The organism is Curtobacterium sp. MCBD17_021 (assembly GCF_003234525.1).
In the GTDB taxonomy this organism is placed as follows: Bacteria; Actinomycetota; Actinomycetes; order Actinomycetales; family Microbacteriaceae; genus Curtobacterium.
This window is the reverse complement of sequence record NZ_QKTS01000014.1, coordinates 42279-63686: the sequence shown is the minus strand read 5'-3', so window position 1 is coordinate 63686 and position 21408 is coordinate 42279. Positions and strand designations below refer to the sequence as shown.

Annotated in this window: 24 protein-coding genes; 15 read left to right on the top strand and 9 right to left on the bottom strand. The window is 70.7% G+C overall.

The genetic code is table 11. The features are described from left to right. Positions 1-13: 13 nt before the first annotated feature. The 4 genes from DEI83_RS12825 (at position 14) to DEI83_RS12810 (ending at position 3889) form a co-directional block, all read left to right on the top strand. A complete protein-coding gene (locus DEI83_RS12825) occupies positions 14-997 on the top strand; it encodes a carbohydrate ABC transporter permease (protein WP_111082337.1) in 984 nt (327 codons plus the stop codon). Further along, positions 990-1778, top strand: a complete 789-nt coding sequence (locus DEI83_RS12820) for a carbohydrate ABC transporter permease (RefSeq protein WP_110911029.1) — start codon at positions 990-992, stop codon at positions 1776-1778. The genes DEI83_RS12825 and DEI83_RS12820 overlap by 8 nt, the downstream gene beginning before the upstream one ends. Positions 1779-1883: 105 nt before the next feature. Further along, positions 1884-2678: a substrate-binding domain-containing protein gene (locus DEI83_RS12815; protein ID WP_111082336.1), complete on the top strand. Its 795-nt coding sequence runs from the start codon at positions 1884-1886 to the stop codon at positions 2676-2678. Next, positions 2675-3889, top strand: coding sequence for an ROK family transcriptional regulator (locus DEI83_RS12810; RefSeq protein ID WP_258367602.1), 1215 nt, complete (start codon positions 2675-2677; stop codon positions 3887-3889). Before DEI83_RS12815 ends, DEI83_RS12810 begins: the two co-directional genes overlap by 4 nt. A gap of 79 nt (positions 3890-3968) precedes the next feature. Here DEI83_RS12810 and DEI83_RS12805 read toward each other — a convergent pair whose 3' ends face one another. Next, positions 3969-4511, bottom strand: coding sequence for a hypothetical protein (locus DEI83_RS12805; protein WP_111082335.1), 543 nt, complete (start codon positions 4509-4511; stop codon positions 3969-3971). Between the two features lie 171 nt (positions 4512-4682). Continuing rightward, positions 4683-6203 carry a CitMHS family transporter gene (locus tag DEI83_RS12800; RefSeq protein ID WP_111082334.1) on the bottom strand — a complete coding sequence of 507 codons (1521 nt, stop codon included), beginning with the start codon at positions 6201-6203 and terminating at the stop codon, positions 4683-4685. Between the two features lie 153 nt (positions 6204-6356). Between DEI83_RS12800 and DEI83_RS12795 the strand changes: the two genes are divergently transcribed. Further along, positions 6357-8075 carry a sensor histidine kinase gene (locus tag DEI83_RS12795; protein WP_111082333.1) on the top strand — a complete coding sequence of 573 codons (1719 nt, stop codon included), beginning with the start codon at positions 6357-6359 and terminating at the stop codon, positions 8073-8075. Continuing rightward, entirely contained in the window at positions 8072-8728 is a 657-nt protein-coding gene (locus tag DEI83_RS12790; RefSeq protein WP_111082332.1) for a response regulator, read from the top strand. Before DEI83_RS12795 ends, DEI83_RS12790 begins: the two co-directional genes overlap by 4 nt. Before the next feature lie 87 nt (positions 8729-8815). On the opposite strand, the gene DEI83_RS12785 is transcribed toward DEI83_RS12790, so the two are convergent. The 4 genes from DEI83_RS12785 to DEI83_RS12770 form a co-directional block, all read right to left on the bottom strand. Then, positions 8816-9571, bottom strand: a complete 756-nt coding sequence (locus DEI83_RS12785; protein ID WP_146243343.1) for a hypothetical protein — start codon at positions 9569-9571, stop codon at positions 8816-8818. Beyond that, complete coding sequence (locus DEI83_RS12780) at positions 9561-10100, bottom strand: RNA polymerase sigma factor (protein WP_111082330.1); 540 nt, start codon at positions 10098-10100, stop codon at positions 9561-9563. Before DEI83_RS12780 ends, DEI83_RS12785 begins: the two co-directional genes overlap by 11 nt. Positions 10101-10317: 217 nt before the next feature. Continuing rightward, positions 10318-11754, bottom strand: a complete 1437-nt coding sequence (locus DEI83_RS12775; RefSeq protein WP_111082329.1) for an MATE family efflux transporter — start codon at positions 11752-11754, stop codon at positions 10318-10320. A gap of 239 nt (positions 11755-11993) precedes the next feature. Beyond that, positions 11994-12431 carry a MarR family winged helix-turn-helix transcriptional regulator gene (locus DEI83_RS12770; protein WP_220036794.1) on the bottom strand — a complete coding sequence of 146 codons (438 nt, stop codon included), beginning with the start codon at positions 12429-12431 and terminating at the stop codon, positions 11994-11996. Positions 12432-12612: 181 nt separating this feature from the next. On the opposite strand from DEI83_RS12770, the gene DEI83_RS12765 reads away from it, so the two are divergent. From DEI83_RS12765 to DEI83_RS16025, 5 genes are all read left to right on the top strand, one after another. Further along, positions 12613-13716, top strand: coding sequence for an SDR family oxidoreductase (locus DEI83_RS12765; protein ID WP_111082328.1), 1104 nt, complete (start codon positions 12613-12615; stop codon positions 13714-13716). Positions 13717-13805: 89 nt separating this feature from the next. Next, positions 13806-14039 carry a hypothetical protein gene (locus DEI83_RS12760; RefSeq protein ID WP_220036793.1) on the top strand — a complete coding sequence of 78 codons (234 nt, stop codon included), beginning with the start codon at positions 13806-13808 and terminating at the stop codon, positions 14037-14039. A gap of 88 nt (positions 14040-14127) precedes the next feature. Then, on the top strand, positions 14128-14757 hold the full coding sequence (locus DEI83_RS12755) for an SRPBCC family protein (protein WP_258371195.1): 630 nt from the start codon (positions 14128-14130) through the stop codon (positions 14755-14757). Then, positions 14754-15419, top strand: coding sequence for a DUF4166 domain-containing protein (locus DEI83_RS12750; RefSeq protein WP_111082326.1), 666 nt, complete (start codon positions 14754-14756; stop codon positions 15417-15419). Before DEI83_RS12755 ends, DEI83_RS12750 begins: the two co-directional genes overlap by 4 nt. Before the next feature lie 214 nt (positions 15420-15633). Beyond that, positions 15634-15807, top strand: coding sequence for a hypothetical protein (locus tag DEI83_RS16025; RefSeq protein WP_181431222.1), 174 nt, complete (start codon positions 15634-15636; stop codon positions 15805-15807). 32 nt (positions 15808-15839) lie between these two features. Here the strand turns inward: DEI83_RS16025 and DEI83_RS12740 are convergent, their stop codons facing one another. Further along, positions 15840-16781, bottom strand: coding sequence for a LysR family transcriptional regulator (locus tag DEI83_RS12740; RefSeq protein WP_111082324.1), 942 nt, complete (start codon positions 16779-16781; stop codon positions 15840-15842). Between the two features lie 120 nt (positions 16782-16901). Between DEI83_RS12740 and DEI83_RS12735 the strand changes: the two genes are divergently transcribed. Beyond that, entirely contained in the window at positions 16902-17888 is a 987-nt protein-coding gene (locus DEI83_RS12735; protein WP_111082323.1) for a putative oxygenase MesX, read from the top strand. 19 nt (positions 17889-17907) lie between these two features. Next, the gene (locus tag DEI83_RS12730) at positions 17908-18957 is read left to right on the top strand and encodes a methionine synthase (protein WP_111082322.1); all 1050 of its coding nucleotides are present in this window, start codon (positions 17908-17910) and stop codon (positions 18955-18957) included. Between the two features lie 301 nt (positions 18958-19258). On the opposite strand, the gene DEI83_RS12725 is transcribed toward DEI83_RS12730, so the two are convergent. Together DEI83_RS12725 and DEI83_RS12720 are read right to left on the bottom strand one after the other, a co-directional pair. Then, complete coding sequence (locus DEI83_RS12725; protein WP_146243342.1) at positions 19259-19528, bottom strand: hypothetical protein; 270 nt, start codon at positions 19526-19528, stop codon at positions 19259-19261. A gap of 152 nt (positions 19529-19680) precedes the next feature. After that, positions 19681-20523 (bottom strand): serine hydrolase domain-containing protein, encoded by an 843-nt coding sequence (locus DEI83_RS12720; RefSeq protein WP_375334668.1) that lies wholly within the window; start codon positions 20521-20523, stop codon positions 19681-19683. Between DEI83_RS12720 and DEI83_RS16425 the strand changes: the two genes are divergently transcribed. Further along, complete coding sequence (locus DEI83_RS16425; protein ID WP_111082319.1) at positions 20522-20920, top strand: SdpI family protein; 399 nt, start codon at positions 20522-20524, stop codon at positions 20918-20920. The two genes, DEI83_RS12720 and DEI83_RS16425, sit on opposite strands and share 2 nt — an antisense overlap. A gap of 36 nt (positions 20921-20956) precedes the next feature. Further along, positions 20957-21382 carry a hypothetical protein gene (locus DEI83_RS12710; protein ID WP_111082318.1) on the top strand — a complete coding sequence of 142 codons (426 nt, stop codon included), beginning with the start codon at positions 20957-20959 and terminating at the stop codon, positions 21380-21382. The last annotated feature ends 26 nt before the right edge of the window (positions 21383-21408 follow it).

Sequence of the window (21408 nt, the reverse complement as noted above, 5' to 3'; positions counted from 1 at the left end):
GGACGGCGCGATCGTGATCAACACCTCCTCGTCCGTCCGGCCCGGCGTCCGCGCCGGCCGGACGCCGGGGGCGGGACGCCCCCGGCGTCGACGCCCCCTCGTCCTGCCCGGCGGACTCCGCTGGATCCTGCCCGGCTTCGTCATCTCGGTCGGTCTGATCTACTACAGCATCGTCTACTCGGGCTACCTCTCCTTCTTCGACTGGCCCGGCGGTCGGGCACTGATGACGCCGGTCGGCTTCGGCAACTACGTCCAGGCGTTGCAGGACCCCGTGCTGTGGGGAGCGCTGCGGAACACGCTCGTGTACTTCATCGTCGTGTTCGCGGTACAGGTCGTCGGCGGGACGCTCTTCGCAGCCGCGATGCACTCGTCGATACGCTTCGCCAACGTCTACAAGGTGCTCGTGGTCATCCCCGTGGTGGTCGCGCCGGCCACCCTCGCGCCGGCGCAGCTGCAGGTCTGGCAGAGCGACGGCACCGTCAACCACGTCCTCGGATGGCTCGGACTCTCCGGGCTCGAGCAGTCGTGGGTCGGTCAGTCGACCACGTCCCTGGTCGTCGTCGTCCTCGTCGGCTGCTGGGGCGCGGTGGGGTACGGCTTCATCCTGCTCTACGCGGGGATGGCGCAGGTCGACCCGGAGCTCGTCGAGGCCGGTCGGCTGGACGGTGCGGGGAACCTCCGCGTCCTCTTCTCGATCGTCATGCCGAGCCTCCGACCCGTGATCGTGTCCCTCGCCATCCTCAACTTCATCACCGCCCTGAAGTTGTTCGACAACCCCTGGCTCATCACGCAGGGCGGACCGGCGCACTCGTCGGAGTTCCTCGGCACGATGATCTACGCCGAGACCGCGAGCAGCGACCGGAACCTCGGGTTCGCCTCCGCCCTGTCGATCCTCGTCCTCGTGATCGCCGTCGCGGTGTCCGTCCTCATGCAGATGCGCGGACGCGAACGCGTCGCGCGACCCGTGCGCCGTCGCAAGGAGACCTCCGGTGTTTGAGACCCGTTCCCGACGATCCAGGATCGTCCTCCAACTCGTCCTGACGCTCGCCGTCGTGCCGTTCGTGGTGCCCCTCATCGCGATGCTGCAGACGAGCTTCGAAGGCGCCGGCTGGCGGAACTACCTCGCCGTCGTGCAGGTCCCCGGCTTCCCGAAGTTCTTCCTCAACACGATCGTCATCGCCGCCGCGTCGATGGTGATCGTCTACCTCGCCACCCTCATGGCGGCGTTCGGCTTCTCGAAGTTGCGGGTCCGTGGCAAGGAGGTCTACTTCTGGCTCATGATGGCGGCGCTCACGTTGCCCGAGGTCGTCCTGATCGCTCCGCTCTACACGACGGCGGTACGGCTCGGGCTGTTGGGCACGTACTGGTCGGTGATCCTGCCGATCGCCGCGCTGCAGATCCCGTTCACGGTGCTCATCGCCCGCGGCTACGTCGACGGGATCCCGGACGCACTGTTCGAGGCTGCGCGGATCGACGGCGCGAGCACCTGGCGCGTGTTCTGGTCCATCCTCGTCCCGCTGTCCCGACCGATGGCGGTGGCGCTGATGATGCTGGTGCTCATCTACGCCTGGAACTCGTACCTGCTGCCGAAGGTCTTCCTCATCGACGACGGGCTGGGGGTGGTCACGCAGCTGCCCGAGTTCTTCCGTCGGCAGTACAACGACGACACCCCGAAGATCCTCGCCGCGTCCGTGATCACGGCGATCCCGACGATCGTCGCCTACATCGCGCTCCAGCGGCAGTTCGAACGGGGGATGGCGGCCGGTGCACTCAAGTAGGCGCACCCGTGCGCGCCTCGAGCCGGTGCACGATCCGGCAGACTGCTGTCCTGCGGTGCCGTCCCCGGTGCCCACGCATCGGACCGGACGACGGGAGGAACCCGCATGAGCCACCAGGGAGCCTCCATCGGGCTCGTCATCCGACAGGGGCACGACCGTGACCCAGTGGCGGGAGCCGTCGTCCGCGCCATCGCCGGCCCGCTCGTCGCCGCGGGGAAGCGCTTCGTGACCCGGTCCGTGGCGGACGAGGACGCGGAGCTCCGGGTCTACCGCCTCTGGGCGCGGGCCGGAGGGGTCGCCGGTGTGATCCTGCTCGAGGTGTCGCGTGACGACCCGCGCCCGGCGCTCCTCCGGCAGATCGACATGCCCTTCGTGGCGCTCGCTCCGTCGACGCTCCCGGTCGACTTCCCGGCGGTGGTCGTCGACCGTGCAGCGTCGTCCGCGGCCCTCGCGGCGCACCTCGACGGCTACCCCGCCGAGCGCCGTGTCTCGGTGACGGGCACGGCACCCGCCGAGCCGTTCGGGGACGAACTCGGACCGGACGACACCGTCACCGAGGTCGTCCGGACGGACGACGTCGTCGGGACCTGCCTCCGGATCGGCGCAGAGTCCGACGGGAGCGGTCGTACGGTCCTCGTCGTCGACGGCGACCACGACGCGGTCGCCGTGCTCACCGGTCTCCGGGAGGCGGGCATCCGCGTCCCGGAGGACGTCGCGCTCATCTGCCGGAGCGACTCGCTCGTCTGTCAGAGTGCGAGTCTCCCGATCACCGCGATCGACCGCCGTGGTCGGGAGATCGGGGCCGTGCTCGGTGAGGCAGCCGTGCGGGCCGTCGATGACTCGGTGCTGCCAGCGGTCGCGATGCCCGCTCCGGTCGTCGTGCCCCGGGAGACGACGTGACCGGCCGGCGGCTCGGGCCGTCCTCGGCGGCCACCCGGAGCGCCGTGCTCGACATGGTGCGCTCGGGCCGGACCGTCACCCGCGCAGAACTGGCAGCACGGTCCGGCTTGACGCCGACGTCCATCACGCGCATCGTGAAGACCCTCCTGGACGAGGGACTCGTCGTGGAGGTCGGTTTCCTCGACTCGACCGGCGGCAAACGGAGCAGCCTCCTCGAGCTCAACACCACCGGACGGTTCGCCGTCGGGGTGTCCCTCGACGCCGGCCGACTGACCTACGTGGTCACGGACCTGGCCGGTGCGGTCGTCGGACGTCTGGTGTCGCCGGGCATCGAGCAGGACGCGCCCGGTGAGGACGTCGTGCGCATCGCCCGCGAACTCGGGCAACTGCTCGTGCAACTGGACATCCCCCTCGAGTCCGTCGTCGGCGTCGGGGTCGCCGGAGCCGGCCTCGACCTCGGTGCCGGAGCGGAACGGCACTCCCTCACCGCGACGGAGTGGGAGTCCTTCGCGTTGCCCGAGGCGCTCGAGCCCCGCATCGGCCTCCCCGTCGTCCGTGACAACGACGCTGCGTGCGCCGCCCTCGGCCAGTACTGGGCCGGGCGGGTGCCGTCCACGCAGGACTTCGCGACGCTCTACATGTCGAACGGCTTCGGTCTCGGCATCATGGTCGGCGGCAGCATCGCCCGCGGAGCGTCGTCGAACGTGGGCGAGATCGGCCACACGATCGTCGACATCGACGGGCCGGAGTGCTGGTGCGGCGCGCGCGGGTGCCTCGAGATGCTGGCGGCACCGCGGGCCGTCGTGGCCGCAGCAGACGCGGACCTCGCTGCGCGCCTCGGCCTGACGGGTGACGCCCAGCGCTTCCGTGTGGACTTCGACCGCATCGCGCAGGCAGCGGCCCAGGGCGACGTCGACTGCCACGCACTGATCCAGCGATCAGCGCGCTACCTCGCTGCGGCAGCGCTGTCGGTCGTGAACGTCCTCGACCTCGACCGCATCGTGCTCGCCGGCCCCGGCTTCGCGGAGGCCGGCGCGATCTACGTCCGGGAGATCCGACAGCAGGTCGAGCGGTTCGCCCGCACCCGGGGCATCCACGGGGTCCTCGTCGAACTCGCCGACCCCGGACTCGACGCCGCCGCGGGCGGCGCTGCGAGTCTGGCCCTGCAACACGCGCTCACACCGCACGCGGTCCGGTCCGGCGGCTGGTAGCCCCGTCGACCGCGTGACGGACGCGAGGCGCGGCACCCGCTGGCACCGCGCCTCCCGTCCGGTCGTCAGGCCGTGCCGGTCAGCGACGCCACTTGTCGAGCATGCCGGCCTTCGAGCGCTGCTGCTCGCCCTGCTGCGCACCCATCACGAGCAGCACTCCGGTGAGCACCGGGGTCGCCCACTGCAGGATCTTCTGCTGCCGCTGGGCCGCCTTGAGGGTGTCCGACGCGTCGGCGTTCGGCTCGGTGGTGCCCTCGGCGCCCTCCCGGGCGTGCTCCGCCATCTTCTTCCCCACCGACGCCGACCAGAACGTGGTCACGAGGGCGGCCCCGGTGAGCGCGAGCTTCACACCGGTGTTCGTCCGGGCGCCCTGCTGGACGCCGAGGCGGTCACGGTTCGCCAGGATCAGGCCGATCCCGCCGACGCCGTGGACGGCGAGTGCCGCGAGCTGCACCGGTGCCCACTTCGCCCAGCCGACGGACGACAGGGTGAGCCGCTCGACGGGGTCCTTCGCTCCGGCGGCGGCGCCGTTCAGGCCGACGGCGCCCATGAGTTGGCCGCCGAACCAGGCCGCGAGGCCGAGGTCGTGCATGCTGCGGATGACGGTGTTGTTCTGGGACATGAGGTGACTCCCTGGTCGGTCGCACGAGTGTGGAGACGAGGTCGACTGTCCGCATGGCCTCGTCCTGGTGGCCGGGACGCTACGCGGACGCGGGATCGGGACGACCCAGGTCCGCGTGATGTGTTCGGCCGACAGGACAGGACGGGACGGCGACCCTGGTCGTCGGCGTCGTCACCCGAACGGGATGACCCGCACCAGGATCCCGACGACGAGCATCGCCGCCGACACCACCGCCGCGCGCCACAGCACCTTCTTGTGGTGGTCGCCGAGGTTCACGTTCGCCAGGGACACGAGCAGCAGGATCGCGGGGACGAGCGGGCTCTGCATGTGCACCGGTTGCCCCACCACCGACGCCCGGGCCATCTCGGCGGGCGTGATGCCGAACGCCGCGGCGCTCTCCGCCAGGACGGGGAGGATGCCGAAGTAGAAGGCGTCGTTGCTCATGAAGAACGTCAGCGGCATGCTCAGCACACCCGTGATCCCCGCGAGGTACGGCCCCATCGAGTCGGGGATGACCGCGACCAGCCAGTCGGCCATGGCGGCGACCATCCCGGTGCCGTCGAGCACGCCGATGAGCACACCGGCGGCGAATACCATCGACACGACGCCGACGATGCTCGGGGCGTGCGCCACGATCTGCGCGGTCTGCTGCTTGAGCTGCGGGAAGTTCACCAGCAGTGCGATGGCCGTGCCGACCATGAACACGTACGCCAGGGGCAGCACCCCCAGCACCAGGACGACCATGACCGCGACGGTGAGCACGAGGTTGAACCAGATCCGCTTCGGCCGCAGCGTCGGGCGCTCCGGGTCGAGCATCGTCGACGCCATCGTCACGCCGGCCCCCGCCGTCCCGTCGGCGCTGGTCTCGTCCGTCCCGTCGACGCCCGCACCGTCGGCCCGTCGTCCGTCGGCCTTCCCGCCGCGCAGCCCGAGCGCGACCGTCGGGCTGGTGAACATCCCGCCGCCGGTCCCGCCGACCGCCGCGAGCATCCGTGAACCGACTCCGACACCCGCACCGGCTCCGGCCTTCGCCCGGCTCGGCGCACGGGACGCACGGGTCGCGGACGTGAACTCGATGAGCCCGAGGCGCTTCCGCTCCGCCAGCCCCATCGTCCACGCGAACCCGAAGCACAGCAGCAGGCCCACCACGAGCGACGGGACGAGCGGCACGAAGACGTCGGTCGGGTCGATCTTCAGCGCAGCGGCGGCACGGGCGGTCGGCCCACCCCACGGCACGATGTTGAGCGTCCCGTTCGTCAGGCCCGCCACACACGTCAACACGACCGGGCTCATCCCGAGCTTGAGGTAGATCGGCAGCATGGCCGCCGTCACCACGATGAACGTCGTCGATCCGTCGCCGTCGAGCGACACGGCGCCGGCGAGCAGGGCGGTCCCGAGCACGATCTTCGCGGGGTCGTTGCCGGTGACCCGCAGGATGAACCGGACGAGCGGGTCGAACAGGCCGACGTCGATCATCAGTCCGAAGTACATGATCGCGAACATGAGGAGCGCAGCGGTGGGCGCGAGCGTCCCGATCGCCTCCAGCACCATGTCGCCCAGGCCGAGGCCGGCACCGGCGAAGAGCCCGAACACAGTCGGCACGATGATCAGGGCGAGCATCGGCGACATCCGCTTGGTCATGATCATCACCATGAAGACCACGACCATCGCGTACCCGAGGATGACGAGCATCAGGACTCCTTCGTCCGTGTCTGGCAGTCCGGGCACGCTACGACCCGGGCGGGAGGCTCGGCGCGCTTCTGCGCGTTGGCGCACCATCGCGCGTTGACCGCGTTCTGCGCATTCTGCGCACGAGTGACCCCGCGCACTCCCTACGCTGGAGCCGTGACCGACGACCGTTCACGGGGCCGCAGGCTCCGCTTCGCCACCGAGGTGCTGGTGCTGCAGCTCGTCGTGGTCGTCGCCGTGGTCGTCCTCACGAGCGCGGTGTTCGTCCGGATCGAGGTCATCCGGCTCGAGCGAGCTGCGGAAGGGACCGCCCTGGCGATCGCCCAGAGCGTCGCCGCGCAGGACGACGTCCGGGCCGAGGTCACCCGGCTCAGCGTCGACGGCACCGACCTCGACCCCGCCGACCTCGCCGACGGCCCCGTGCAGCGGGCCGCGCTCGACACCCAGCGGCGGACCGGTGCACTCTTCGTGGTGGTGACCGACGACCGCGGGATCCGCCTGGCACACCCGGACGGGGACCGCATCGGGCGGATGGTGAGCACCTCCCCCGACGCCGCGCTCGCCGGACGCGAGACCGTGTCATGGGCGCGTGGCACCCTCGGTGAGTCCGCGCGGGCGAAGGTGCCCGTCCACGGAACCGCGGCCGGCGGGGCGGGCGGGGGTCGAGCCTCCCGTCCGGACGTCGTCGGTGAGGTCAGCGTCGGGTTCGCACGCGACCGCGTCTACGACACCCTGGTCGAGGACAGCGTGCCCGTCGTCGGTGCCGGGCTCGTGGCGGTGCTGCTCGCGGTGATCGCCTCCGTGCTCATCCGTCGTCGTCTCGTGCGGCTGACGCTCGGCGTGCAGCCGGAGGAACTCGTGACGCTCGTACAGAACCAGCGGGCGGTCCTCGGCGGCGTCGGCGAGGGCGTCATCGCGATCAGCCCCGCCGGCACCGTGACCGTCTGCAACGCCGAGGCCGCGCGCCTGCTCTGCCTGACGCGACCGGTCGGACGGGCCGTCACCGAGCTCGACCTGCCCGACGCCCTCGCCACGATGCTCGACCGCACCGCTCCCGCTCCGGCGAGCGCCACCGTCGTCGCCGGACCGCAGGTGCTGCTCGTCGACGTCCGGAGCGTGTTCCGCGACGGCCTCGACCTCGGCCGCGTCGCCGTGCTGCGGGACCGGACCGACGTGGAGGCCCTCAGCCGACGACTCGACGCCGTCGGTTCGATGACCCAGGCGCTCCGGGCGCAGCGGCACGAGTTCGCGAACCGGTTGCACGCCATCGCCGGGCTGCTCGACATCGGTGAGACCGCCCGGGCTCGCGCGTACCTGGCGGACGTGCAGGAGCGGGGGCCGCTGCGGTACCCGGTGCAGCACGCCGACCGGTTGACCGAGCCGTACCTGCAGGCGTTCCTCGGGGCGAAGGGCGTCGAGGCGGCCGAGCGGGGCGTGCTGCTGCGGATCGGGCCGGAGACGCTCGTGCAGGGCACGATCACCGAGCCCGGGGACGTCACCACGGTCCTCGGGAACCTGGTGGACAACGCGGTGACGGCGGCGCTCGCCGGGGAGGACGGGTCGCTCGGCGGCCGGCCACGAGACGGGGTCTCTCGGTGGGTGGAGGTCGAGGTGCTCGACGACGGGTCGACGCTGCACCTGTCCGTGATGGACTCCGGGCCGGGGCTGGCGTCACCCGCTCCCCCGGTGTTCGAGCGTCGTCCGGGCATGCCCGACGAGGACGTCGACGTCGCCCGGGTCCACGGGCTCGGCATCGGCCTGCCGCTCTCGCGGGAGATCGCCCGCCGGCGCGGCGGCGACGTGTGGCTCGCGTCCACCGGCGGCGACGGCCACGGGGCCGTGTTCTGCGCTCGACTGGAAGGGGTCGTGTCATGAGTCCGCTGTCCACCGTGCTGGTGGTCGACGACGACTTCCACGTCGCCGACCTGCACCGCCGACAGGTCGACCAGGTGCCGGGCTTCCGAGCCCTCGACCCCGTCGGGACCGTCGCCGCCGCCCGCACGGTGCTCGCGGCGGCCCCGGTCGACCTCGTGCTCGTCGACGTCTACCTGCCCGACGGCAGCGGGCTCGACCTGCTGCGGGGCATCGACACCGACGCGTTCGTCCTCAGTGCTGCGTCGGACTCCGGCACGGTACGACAGGCCATGCGCTGCGGAGCACTGGCGTACCTGATCAAGCCGTTCGACTCCGCGGTGCTCGCGGAGCGACTGCGGGCGTACGCACGCTCCCGGAACGTCCTCGACGAACGGGCGACGCTCGACCAGGAGGCCGTCGAGCGGGCGTTTCGGATCCTGCACGCCGGGGACAGCGGTGGCGCTTCCCCGTCGCGTGCGGCCACGGCGGTGCTGGTGCTCGAGCAACTGTCGGGGTCCGAGGAGCGGTCTGCGGCCGAGGTGGCTGCGGCGATCGGTGTCTCGCGGGCGACGGCGCAGCGCTACCTGGCGCAGCTCGCGGCGGACGGCACCGTGACCATGCAGCTCCGTTACGGGGCGGCAGGGCGGCCGGAGCACCGGTACGTGCGCCGCTGAACCGGTGTGACGACGGGCGGGAAGCGCCCCCCAATGGCCGCTTCCCGCCCGTCGTCGGTCTCGTGTCGGGTCGACGTCGCCGGACCGCTACCCCCAGATCTGCTGCTCGACCGCGTCGAGCAGGCCGTTCGTGGGGAAGTTCGTCTGGCTGACCTCGAACCAGGTCGTGCCCCGGAAGTACCAGGTCTCCGTGGTGTCGACGGGGTACGGCTCCGCCTGTCGGGTCTGCGTGCAGACGCGCGCAGGTCCGCGGTCGGAGCAGACGTGCCCCCGCTCGACGAGGGTGGCTTCGAAGGCGCTGATCTGCTCGGCCGTCCCCGTCCCGACGTCGATCGACAGCCCCGACACGTCGGCACGCGGGTCCATCCACAGGCACGACAAGTTCGTCGTGAGCGGGGCGGCGGTCCGCAGCCGCTCGGTGCCCGAGGGGTCCTGGAGCGGTGTACCACCGAAGAGCCGGTCCTGCTCCGACGCCGGGACGAGCCCGGTGCAGTCCGGCGGCAGCGTCGCAGCCGTCGATGTCGGTGTCGGCGTCGGTGTCGGCGTCGGGTCGGGGACGTCCTGGACCGGCGCCGCAGCGGGGGTGCTCGGCATGACCGGCACAGTGGCGCTGGGCGTCGGTGCGGGTGCCGATGCGGTGAACGGCTGCGGGATCATCCCGAGGGCGACACCGCCGCTCGTGGCGCCGAGGCCGAGCAGCGCGATCACGCCGATGACGATCCCGGCGCGGCGACCGCGACGGCGAGGTGCCGGGTGACGGTCCTCCGCGCGATCGAGGACGGTCTGCTTCATCGAGACGAGCATCCGCTGCAGGTCGTCTCCGGTGGGGGGCTCAGTGTTCATCGTGCATCACCGCCTTCTTCAGTCGTGCGCGCGAGCGGGAGACCCGCTGGGTGACCGCCCCGACGCTGAGGCCGAGGATCTGCGCGGCCTCGGCGTAGGAGTGGCCCTCGAGCAGGCACAGCTCGCAGATGCGGCGGTCCGTGGGTGCCAGTGCCGCGATCTCGTCCCGCACCCAGCGCAGGCGTTCCCGGGCCTCATCGGCATCCGGACGTGCCGCGAGTTCCTCGGGGAGTTCGTCACCGCGGTTCTTCGCCGAGCGCCGCGCCTGGTTCCGGGCGTGGTTGCGGCACACCACGAGCAACCACGGCAGCAGTGCGCTCGTGGCCAGGTCGAGCCCGGCAGCCTTCTGCCAGAGCGTCAGGAACGTGTCCTGCACGAGTTCCTCGACGTCCTGCCGACTGCCGGCCTGTGCCCACGCGTACCGGGTCAGGGTCGGCGCGAACCGGTCGAACGCGTCGGCCAGCGCCGTCCGGTCCCCGCTCGCGAGCCGACGAGTCAGTGCTGCGTCGGCTTCGGTGTCCTCATCCACTCATGTCCCCTCTCACATTGGAAGTGTCCGGGACGGCGCGATCCTGACGAGCACTCCCGACATCGGCGTGTCGGCGCCTTCGTGGCGATGCAATCGAGGTTGCTGTTCGGTCTCGTTCCCTCGGACTGCGACCGATCCGGACGCGCGGCACCGCGGTAGGTCCGCCGCTACCGCGCCGGGCCTGCCTGCCGCATCCGCGCCTCCCGGCCGCGTCCCGTCACACGGTGGCCTGCTCCAGCGCGGCCTCCGCGCGCTCCTCGCTGCCCGCCGCCAGCCCGCGGTCGATCCGGCCGCGCGACGCCAGCCAGATGTCGACCCCGGCCAGGAACACCAGGACCTCCGTGAGCGTCAGCGCCCAGATGATCCCCGCGAGCCCGAACCACAGGTCGCCGAGCATGACGATCGGGATGAACAGGATCCCCTGCGCCATCGACAGCGCGATCGCCGGGGTGGCGAGCCCGGCGGCCTGGAACAGCGACGTGAACAGCCCGGTGAACCCGTTGACGACGGTCGCGACGAGCTGCGCCACCAGGATCGTCAGGCCGATGGCCAGCACCGAGTGGTCGGACGAGAAGACCGTGAAGACCTGCTCGCGGAACACGAAGACCGTGCCCGAGAACACCAGCACGATCGCACCGACCGTCAGCGCCGAGGCCCGGAGTGCCGACTGCAGGCGCTCCCGGTCCCCCTTGCCGTACGCGTAGGCCAGCAGCGGCAGCACCCCGATCGTGACGCCCATGCCGAGGAACTCCGGCACCTGGGCGATCCGGACGGCGACCCCCATCGCCGCGAGGGGGTCGTCCCCGTACTGCGCTGCCAGGTTGTCGAGCACGAGGGTCGTGATGATGAGGAACCCGGCCTGCAGCAGCTCGCTGACACCGATGCCGAACACGGGCTTCAGGACCGCTGGGCGGAGCGTGAACCAGCGGAGCGACAGGCTGACGTTCTCGCTGTGCTTCCCGAGCCACCGCACCCAGTAGACGATGCTGACCAGGTTCGCCAGACCGACCGCGAGCGCGGCTCCGGCGACGCCCCACGGCAGCACGAGGATGAACAGCACGTCGAAGACGAGGTTCCCGACGGTCGACAGGACCAGGCCGGTCATCGCCTGGCGTGCGGCCCCCTCCGCGCGGACCATCTGCTCCAGGCAGAACGCGGCGGCGAGCACGGGCACGAACGCGAGCATGACGCTGACGTAGGCGCTCGTCGCCGGCACGGCTGCGGCGTCCGCCCCGAGCAGGCCGACGAGCGGCCGGAGGAACAGCAGACCGAGGCCGCCGAGCACGATGCCGGTGACGACCGACCCCCACACCGCGAAGGAGGCGACGTGCTTGATCTCGTCGGCCTTCACGTGGTCGTGTTCCGAGGCACCGAGCAGGCGTGACATCAGCGAGCTGCCGCCGACGCCGAACACCCCGCCGACGGCCATGACCAGGCCGAGCAGCGGCGTGCCGAGGGTGATCGCGGCCAGGAGCGCCGTGTCGTGCTGCGAGCCGATGAAGCCCGCGTTGATGACGTTGTAGAGGGCGCTGACGACCATCGCGGCGGCCAGCGGCACGCAGAGGTGCACGAGTGCTCGGGCGATCGGGGCGGCGGAGAGGTACCAGCGGTTCTTCCCCGCTGCGGTGTCCGTGGGCTGTGCGGTGCTGCTCATGACTGTCCCCTTCCGGGCAGGACGGAGCGCGCGACGGCGGGAGCCGTCACGGCATGGCGGAGCGCGCGACGGCGGGAGCCGTCACGGCATGGCGGAGCGCGCGACGGCGGGTGCCGTCACGGCATGGCGGAGCGCGCGACGGCGGGTGCCGTCACGGCATGGCGATGGGACGCGTCGGCGGCTGCCGTCGCGTGGGCAGGCTCGCGCCTCCGGCGGTCGGCCGGGAGGCTCGGGTGCGGTTACCGGGTGGGTTCCGGCAGCTGGGCGGTCACCCTGAGGAGGAGGTCGCGGAGCGTGGCGCGCTCGTCCGGACCGAGCGGGGCGAGCAGGCGGTCGTCGAGGGCGAGCATCGCGTCCTCGAACCCGGCGATCAGGTCGATGCCGGCGGGTGTGGCGTACACGAGCTTCGTCCGGGCATTGCCGGCATCAGCGCGTCGTTCGATGAGGCCCCGTTTCTCGAGCCCCTGCAGGAGGCTCGACACGCTGGCCGCACTGGTCCGGGTCATCTCGGCGATGTCGCGCTGGATGGCTCCCGGGTTCTGCTGCAGGTAGCCGAGCACGAAGCTCTGCTCGTGCGTGAGCTCCCGCTCCCGCACCCACTCGTCGGCGGCTTTGCGCTGGGCCCACCCGATCCAGCGCATGAGCTGGAGGGGCGTGTCGAAGTGCGGTGCCTGCATGATCAGAACTCTAAGTGTTTGAGTTCTAACTGTCAACGTCATGTGGCAGCTCGCGAGGAGTCGGTGCCGGAGCGAGCCTCCCGTCTTGTCGTTCCTGGGCTCCGGTCGGGGTCGGCGGGGCAGGATCGGCACCGGCGCGGCAGCGGCTGCGCCGCGATCGCGACCCGACAGGAGCAGCACCATGGACGACGGTTCCACCGCACCCGAGACGCCCGCCGACAGCAGCGACTCGGTCCTCGTCGTCGGAGCAGGTGGTGTCGTCGGCCGGAGCGTCGTCGAGCACTTCGCCCGCAACGGTGTCCGCACCCGTGGTGCCAGTCGTCGCGCCCCGCAGGGCTCCGTGTCCGACTGGGACCACCTGCCCGTCGACCTGTCGGACGCCGAGGCAGCGGTCGACGGACTCCGGCCGGCTGCCGACACGACGCGCCTCGCGTTCGCCGCCTACGTGGAGCACGCCGACCTCGCCGAGCAGATCGCCCCGAACGTCGCGCTCCTCGAGAACACGCTCGACGCCCTCGATCGGCTCGATGCACCACTCCGGCACGTCACCCTGTACCAGGGGATGAAGTACTACGGCGCGCACCTCGGCCGGTTCAAGACTCCGGCGAAGGAGGACGACCCGCGGCTCATGGTCCCGAACTTCTACTACGACCAGGAGGACCTGCTCCGCGAGCGCGCAGCGTCCCGGGGCTTCGCGCTGACCGTGCTCCGCCCCGAGGCGGTGATCGGGTACGCGCAGGGCACGCCCATGAACCTGCTCATGGCGATCGGGACGTACGTGAGCATGACGAAGGAACTCGGCCTGCCGCTGCGGTTCCCCGGCGCCCGCACCACGTACGACGGCATCTTCTACCAGATGACGGACGCCGAACTCCTCGCTCGCGCGACCGACTGGGCGGGCACGACCCCCGCTGCGGCCGGGGAGGCCTTCAACGTCACGAACGGTGACGTGGTGCGCTGGAGCCACCTGTTCGAGCGCCTGGCTGACCACTACGACCTCGACCTCGCCGAACCCCAGTCGATGGAACTCGCCCAGGTCATGCCCTCCCGGAAGGACCTGTGGCAGCGGATGGTGGAGCGGCACGGACTCGTCGCCACCCCGTACGCCGACCTCGTCGACTGGCGGTTCGCGGACATGATCCTGAACTCGACGTGGGACAACGTCTCCTCGCTGATCAAGATCCGGCGGGCAGGGTTCGGGGAGTGCCACGACTCGGCGGACCGGCTCGTGGAGCTGCTGGACGACCTCGGCCGGCGGCGGATCCTGCCCGTGCCGGCCGCATAGTGCGCCCGCTCCCGCGCCCACACTAGGGTCCAGACCTGACGCGCCGCACCCTCCCGACCTCCCGCCTCCTCCTGGTGGTCGGCCTGGCCGTGACGATCGTCGGCCTCGTCGTCACCGCCGTCACCGTGGCACAGCCGGTGTCCGTCGGGTGGTTCGCGACCGCACCCTTGTCCGGCACGACGTTCAGGCCGGTGGGCGCCCACCTGGTCTCGACCGGGGTGTTCGTCGGCGCCGGGGTGCTCGTCGTCGGCCTGCTCGTGCTCGCGACCTTGGTCGGGTACCGGTTGGGCGTTCGTCGCGCCGCGTCGGACGTGCTTCGCTGAGACGCGGAACGTCAGCGCCGCCGCTGGTCAGTCCGAGCCCGGACGGGGGCCTGCCCAGCCGGGTCGCGGTCGCGCTACGCTCCCGACCGTGGGGAACCGGGGCATCTACGTCGAGACACTGATCGACGCGCCCCTCGACCGCGTGTGGGACGCCACGCAGGACCCGGCGCAGCACGTCCGCTGGGACGTCCGGTTCTCCGCGATCGTGCCAACGCCCGCCGACGACGACGGTGTGATGCGGTTCACCTACGTCCGCCGCTCCGTCGTCCACGACGTGCACGGCACGGGCGTCAGCCTCGGCGAGCGCCGTCGCCCCGACGGCACGCGCACCTCCGCGCTCCGCTTCGCGACCGGTGACCGCCTCTCCCCCATCCGCACCGGCCGTGGCTACTGGCGGTACGTCCCCACCGCCGACGGCCGGACGCGCTTCATCACCGGGTACGACTACGACCCCGGCTGGGGCGTCCTCGACCTCCTCGTCCGGCCGCTCCTCGGCTGGGCGACCGCCTGGAGCTTCGACCGCCTCCGCATCTGGCTCGAGGGCGGCCCGGAACCGGAGGCCTGGCCGCTCCCCACCGTCCTGCAGGTCTGGCGACCAGACCGGCCACGGGCCTCCAGGACGCTCCGCGCGCCCGTCGGCGGCAGCCGACGTGACGACCACCTGCGGGACGCGCCACCCACCGTGGCGGCCCTGCCCGAACCGGGAGGCCCGTCGTGACGTCCGTCTTCGAGCAAGCGCTGGGCGCGGACTTCCGTCGCCTGCACCCGATGATGCAGCGACGCTTCGGCGTTGGCCTCGACGCCGCGGAGGCGTGCGTCGGCCGTGGCACGATGACGATCCGCCGCGGGCCCTGGTGGACGGTGCCGTTCCTGCAGATCGGTCGGCTGCGGAACATCCTCGTGCCCGACCTCGGCACCGAAGTGCCGTTCACCATCGAAAACTACCCGTACCGGGACGCCCTCGGCCGCGAGACGGTGACTTTCGTCCGGACGTACGCGACGCGACCCGGACGGCCGGCACGCTTCGACGCGACGATGGTCCTGTCGGAGGGCCGCGTCCTCGACTACCTGGGGACGCACCAGCACCTCGCGGTGGACCTGGACCTGCGCGTGGACGAGCGCGGCGGACTCGTGCTGACGTCCGACGCGCAGCGGTTCCACGAGGGGGTCTCGTTCCGCTTCCCGATGCTGTTCAGCGGTCGTGCGACCCTGCACGAGTGGTGGTCGGACGAGGACCAGGCGTTCCACGTCGATCTCGAGGTGCACAATCGCGTGTTCGGGTTCCTGTTCGGCTACCGCGGGACGTTCACGTGCGAGTGGGTGCCGGCGACGGACGCACCCGAGCGGCTGAAGCCCCGGCGGACGGAAGCGCGGACCTGAAGGCCCGGCTGCTCAGCAGCAGCCGCAGCGACCACGTGCTCGGAACCCGATGGCGGACTCAGAGAACCACCGATGTTCGTCATTTTGTGTTTTGAACACCAGAGTTCCCTACCCCACGTTTGCGGAGTGCGACCGCGCCGCGGTCGTACATCACCGAAGGGGGAACGATGCGCGTCTCAGCAATGCGGGGCGATGACTCGTGATCAAGCAATCGATGAGCGTCACGGTCGCAGCGGGCATCAGCGTCGCACTCGTGATGTTCGGAGCGGTCCTCACCACTGCTCCCGCGACGGCCGGCCGCTGGCCCAGCATTGCCATCGCCGCGGTCGCCCTCTTCGTGGCGATCGTGTACACGGGCACGGCGATCCGCAGCCGCCACCGCCGCTGACCCGTCCGCGCCGACACGGCGCCGCGCCTGCCCTACCCGAGCGGCTCGACGCCGTAGCCGGCGACGACCGCGCGCAGCTCCTTCAGGTACGTCTGCGCCTGCACCGTCAGGGGCACCGAGGAGTGCGCGATCCACCCGATCTCGATGCGCTCGTCGACGTCGAGCGGGATGGCCACGATCTCGGGGTCGAGGTCGTCGCTGATGAGTCCCGTCGAGATCGTGTACCCGCCGAGGCCGATCATGAGGTTGAAGATCGTCGCCCGGTCCGAGACGCGGATCTCCCGCTTGCTCGACATCGTCGACAAGATCTCCTCCGCCAGGTAGAAGGAGTTGTTCGCGCCCTGGTCGAACGTGAGCCGAGGGAGGTCAGCGAGGTCGTCGAGGGTCGCACGCTCCCGTGATGCGAGCGGGTTCCGCCGGGCCACGAAGATGTGCGGCTGCGCGACGAACAGCGGCGTGAACACGACTCCGGCGTCCCGCATGAGCTTCCCGAGCACCTGCCGGTTGAAGTCGTTGCGGTAGAGGATGCCCACCTCACTGCGCAGTGTGCGGACGTCCTCGATGATGTCCCAGGTGCGGGTCTCGCGGAGCGAGAACTCGTACTCCTCGGCGTCGGCTCCCTCGACCATCCGGACGAAGGCCTCCACGGCGAACGAGTAGTGCTGGGCGGACACCCCGAGCAGACGGCGCGACGGCTGACCCCCGACGTACCGCTGCTCGAGGAGGGAGACCTGCTCGACGACCTGCCGGGCGTACCCGAGGAACTCGACCCCGTCGGCGGTGAGGACGACCCCGCGCGCCGAGCGGGTGAACAACGGGCGGCCGATCCGCGTCTCGAGGTCCTTCATCGCCGCGGAGAGCGTCGGTTGCGAGATGTAGAGCAGGTCGGCGGCGGCGCTGATCGACCCCTCCGACGCAACCTCGATGAAGTAGCGGAGCTGCTGGAGGGTGATGTCATTCGGGACCCGTGCCATAGGCGCAGGCTATACCGCCGCATAGCGTCTCGGTATTACCTGATGCCCCGCGCCTCCCGTCATGATCGAGGGACCCCTTCCCCAGTGCCCCCGGGCCACACAGCGCACGGATGGCAGAACATGGCGAACGAGCCCACCTTCAGCATCACGAGGACCCGGTTCGACGAGGCCTACACGCCGTCGGACAGCTCGCGGCTGACCACCAACTTCGCCAACCTTGCCCGCGGGGAGCACCGTCAGCAGAACCTCCGCAACGCGCTCGCCCTAATCGACACGCGGTGCAACGACCTCGCCGGTTCTCCGGAGACCGACCGCTACCGCGTCGAGCTCGACATCGTCTCGGTCACCGTGCACTTCGAGGACGCGGGCGTCGCCGAGTCGTTCCCCCTGATCGAGGTGCTCGACGTCACGATCCTCGACCAGCTCACGGGCGAGCGGCACCAGGGCATCCTCGGCAACAACTTCTCGTCGTACCTCCGCGACTACGATTTCGCGGTGCTGCTGCCGTCCCTCGACACGAGCGCGGGCATCCCGGACGACTTCGGGCAGCTCCACGGAGAGCTCTTCCAGCGCTTCCTCGCGTCTTCCGCGTTCACGGATCACTTCACCGCGGAGCCCGTCGTCTGCATCAGCGTCTCCACGAGCCAGACCTACCGGCAGACGGAGTACGTCCACCCGGTCCTCGGCGCCGAGTACGCGCACGAGCACTCCTCGCTCACGGATGACTACTTCCGGAAGATGGGCATGCAGGTCCGCTACTTCATGCCTCCGGGCGCGAAGGCACCGCTCGCCTTCTACACGCGCGGCGACCTCACGGGCGACTACACGGACCTCCAGCTCACCGGCACGATCGCCACCATGGAGACGTTCCAGAAGATCTACCGTCCGGAGATCTACAACGCGGACACCGTCGCCCCGAGCACGTTCCGGCCGAGCCTCGACCAGACGGGCTGGACCTCGACCGGCATCGCCTACGACCGCGAGGAGCGCAGCCGCCTCGGCGTCACGCAGGGCCGCTACACCGAGGAGCATCTCGTGCAGCCGCACCGCGCGCTCCTCGAGAGCTGGGCCGCCGGCCGTTCCGCCCTCTCCACCCTCTCCCACTGACCGACTGGACCTCCAGCGCATGAGCGACCTCCTCCCCACCTCGATCGTCGGCAGCCTGCCGAAGCCGTCCTGGCTCGCCGAGCCCGAACGGCTCTGGTCCCCCTGGCTGCTGGAGGGTGAGGCGTTGACCGAGGGCAAGCAGGACGCCCTCCGCTCCGCCGTCCACGAGCAGGAGCGCAACCGCATCGACATCGTCAGCGACGGCGAGCAGACCCGCCAGCACTTCGTCACGACCTTCATCGAGCACCTCGACGGCATCGACCAGGAGCGCAAGGAGACCGTCCGCATCCGCGATCGCTACGACGCGGCTGTCCCGACCGTCGTCGGCGCCGTCAGCCGCCCGAAGCCGGTCTTCGTGGACGACGCGAAGTTCCTGCGCGCACAGACCGACCGCCCGATCAAGTGGGCGCTCCCCGGCCCGATGACCATGATCGACACGCTCTCCGACCAGCACTACAAGAGCCGCGAGAAGCTGGCGTGGGAGTTCGCCATGATCCTCAACCAGGAGGCGCTCGAGCTGCAGGACGCCGGCGTGGACGTCATCCAGTTCGACGAGCCCGCCTTCACCGTCTTCCACGACGAGGTGCAGGACTGGGGCGTCGCCGCGCTCGAGCGCGCCGCCGAGGGCCTGCACGCCGAGACCGCCGTGCACATCTGCTACGGCTACGGCATCGAGGCGAACAACAAGTGGAAGGAGACCCTCGGCGCCGAGTGGCGGCAGTACGAGCGATCCTTCCCGCTCCTGCAGCAGTCGTCGATCGACATCGTCTCCCTCGAGTGCATCCACTCCCACGTCCCGCTCGAACTCGTCGAGCTCATCCGCGGCAAGAAGATCATGCTCGGCGTGATCGACGTCGCCACCGAGCAGGTCGAGACGCCCGAAGAGGTCGCCGAGGTCCTCCGCCGGGCCCTCGACCACGTCGACGCCGACAAGCTCATCCCGAGCACGAACTGCGGCATGGCACCGCTGGCCCGCGGGGCGGCCCTGCAGAAGCTCGGTGCGCTGTCCACCGGCGCGGACATCGTGCGCGCCGAGCTCGCGAACGTCGCCGTGTCCGCAGCGCGGTAGCGCCTCCAGACCGGCCTGGAGGCACGGCTCGGTTCCGGCAGGCAGGTCACGTCCGTCAGTCCTGGCTGTCGAGGCTCATCCGGTCGAAGTTCCCCACGATGCACTGCGAGCTGCCGTCGATCGCGTACCCGCGGGGGTCTGCACGGAAGTCGGATGACTCCACCGGTCCGCCCCTGCCCCGAACGCCGAGGATGGGGTCCTCGCCGCCGGTCTGGTACCGGTCGGTCGTGACCCCGAGTGCCTTCCAGTGCTGCTCGTCCGCATCGACATCGGCTTTCGGATCAGCGCTCGCGGAGCGGAACTATGCGTAGACGTACTGCACGCCCCCCTGTCCCAGGCCGAGACCACATTTCCCGAGCCCGGGGCCTTCGCCGAGCTCCCAGCCGTCCCCCACCACACCGGTCGACCCCTCGACGAAGTCGACGATCGAGTGCTTCGCCTGCTCCGGGCTCTTCCCGGGTCCGGCTGCAGCCGGCGAGGACGAGCACGGTGAGCAGTACCGCCGCGCCCGTTCGGAGCCCGCCGCCGGCACCCCGCCGGGTGCGCTCCACGCGGCGGTTCCTCGGAACATCGTCAGCGTTCCCGTCGCCGAGCCCGATCGTCACGCACACCCCCGTGTCGCTCGCAGCCTGGACACCGACACTACTGAGCGGCGGCCGTGCCCGTCCGTCCGGGTGCCGTAGTGAGCCCGGGCAATTTCTGCGGGCGGGTCGCTTGACGGGATCACCGTTCTCGAAGGCGACGTACTTCCCGCTCGACGAGCACTCCCGCAATCCGATCGGCCGCGTACGGAGCCTTCGTGAGCGCGTGGACCACGGCGGTCACTCCCGCTGCCCGCGCGATCACCGCCCCCGCGGCTCGCACTTCGCCGTTGATCCAGACGGAGGTTCCTTCGCTCTGCCAGCTCACCGTCCGGGAGTGTGGCGCGTCGGCTTCCAGCGCCCAGTCGGCGTAGCGACAGAGGTCGTCGAAGGTCGACCAGACCCCGCCAGCCGACGCGAACGAGGACGCGCCCAGCTTCCACGGCCGGATTGCGCGACCGAAGCGCCTCGGCATGATGCACGCGGACGGCGCCGGAGCGAGCGTGGCGGACTCGATACCTGCCGGTCTGAGGACCAGCTCCTCCACCGCGTCGAACCAGTCGCCGTGCACCGCGTCGAGTACCGCCCCGAGGAGTGCGTACCCGAGGTTGGAGTACACGTGCTGCCCTCTCGGCGTGACCGGCACCGCGGCCGCCAGGTCCAACGGCACTCCGACGGCCGGTCGGTAGGGGTCGCGGAAGAGGCTGTCACGGATCGTCGCCGGTACGCGGGGCAGGCCGGAGGTGTGGTGGACGAGGTCAGCGACCGTCATCTCGGGGTCGGGCACGTCCGAAAGGTACGAGACGACCGGCCGTTCGAGTTCGAGCGTGATCGCAGCCGTCGTCCCGACGAGCCCCTTCGTGATGCTCCCCCACTCCAGCAACGACCCCTCTGCGTAGGGCCCTGCCGGCTCGCGGACGGTTCGCCATCCCTCGGTCGTCCGGACGCTCGCTCGCCATTGGCCGCGTGGAACATTGCCGTTCATGTACCAGGACGCTACCGTCGTGATCATGGCTGGAGCAATGGTGTCCGCGCTCGCCCTGGAGATCGGTGGGGCGGTCCTCGTCACGTGGTTGACGTGGCGAGCCGCGAACGGGACGCTAGGCCGGAACGATCTCGCCGGCGTCCGGACGCGGGTCACGATGTCCAGCGACGATGCATGGCGGACCGGGCACCGAGCGGCGCTGCGTCCGACGCTTATCTCCGGGGCGATCACCGTCCTCTGGTGCGCCGCGTGCATCATCGTGCCCGCGCTCCGCACCCCTGTTCCGGTGATCGTCGCGTCGGTCATCCTCGTCGGCGGCGCGCTCCTGTCGATCCCCGCAGCCCACCGCGCGGTACGCCGAGCGGAGCTCGAGGATCGGACCGGTCACGAGGACTGACACACTCGCATCAGGCCGAAGGCGTTGACTGCACGCATGATCACGAAGGCGAAGATCCACGAGGTCGAGAACGCGACCGTCAAGGACCGCGACGGCGCATCGGTCGGCAAGGTCGCGCAAGTGTTCCCCTCCGACGAGGACGGCAGCGCTGCGTTCGTCAGCGTCGCGACCGGGCTGTTCGGGGGCCATGCAGCGTTCGTCCCGGTCGAGGACGCCACGTTCGACGGCACGGACCTGCACGTCGGCTACACGAAGAGCGCGATCAAGGGCGCGCCCTCCCCCGGGGCCGGGAACACCTTGACTGCCACCGAGGCGAACGCCGTCCGCAAACACTTCGGACTGTCCCCAGCGGGCAAGGTGACCGGCGACATGGGCGACCCGCACGAGAACCTCGACCAGGCCGGTACCGGTCCGGCGGGCGCAGACGACACCGAGGGCGCGGGAACGACGCCGCCGGCGTGAGCGGCGCGAGGATGCTCTCGAGAGCG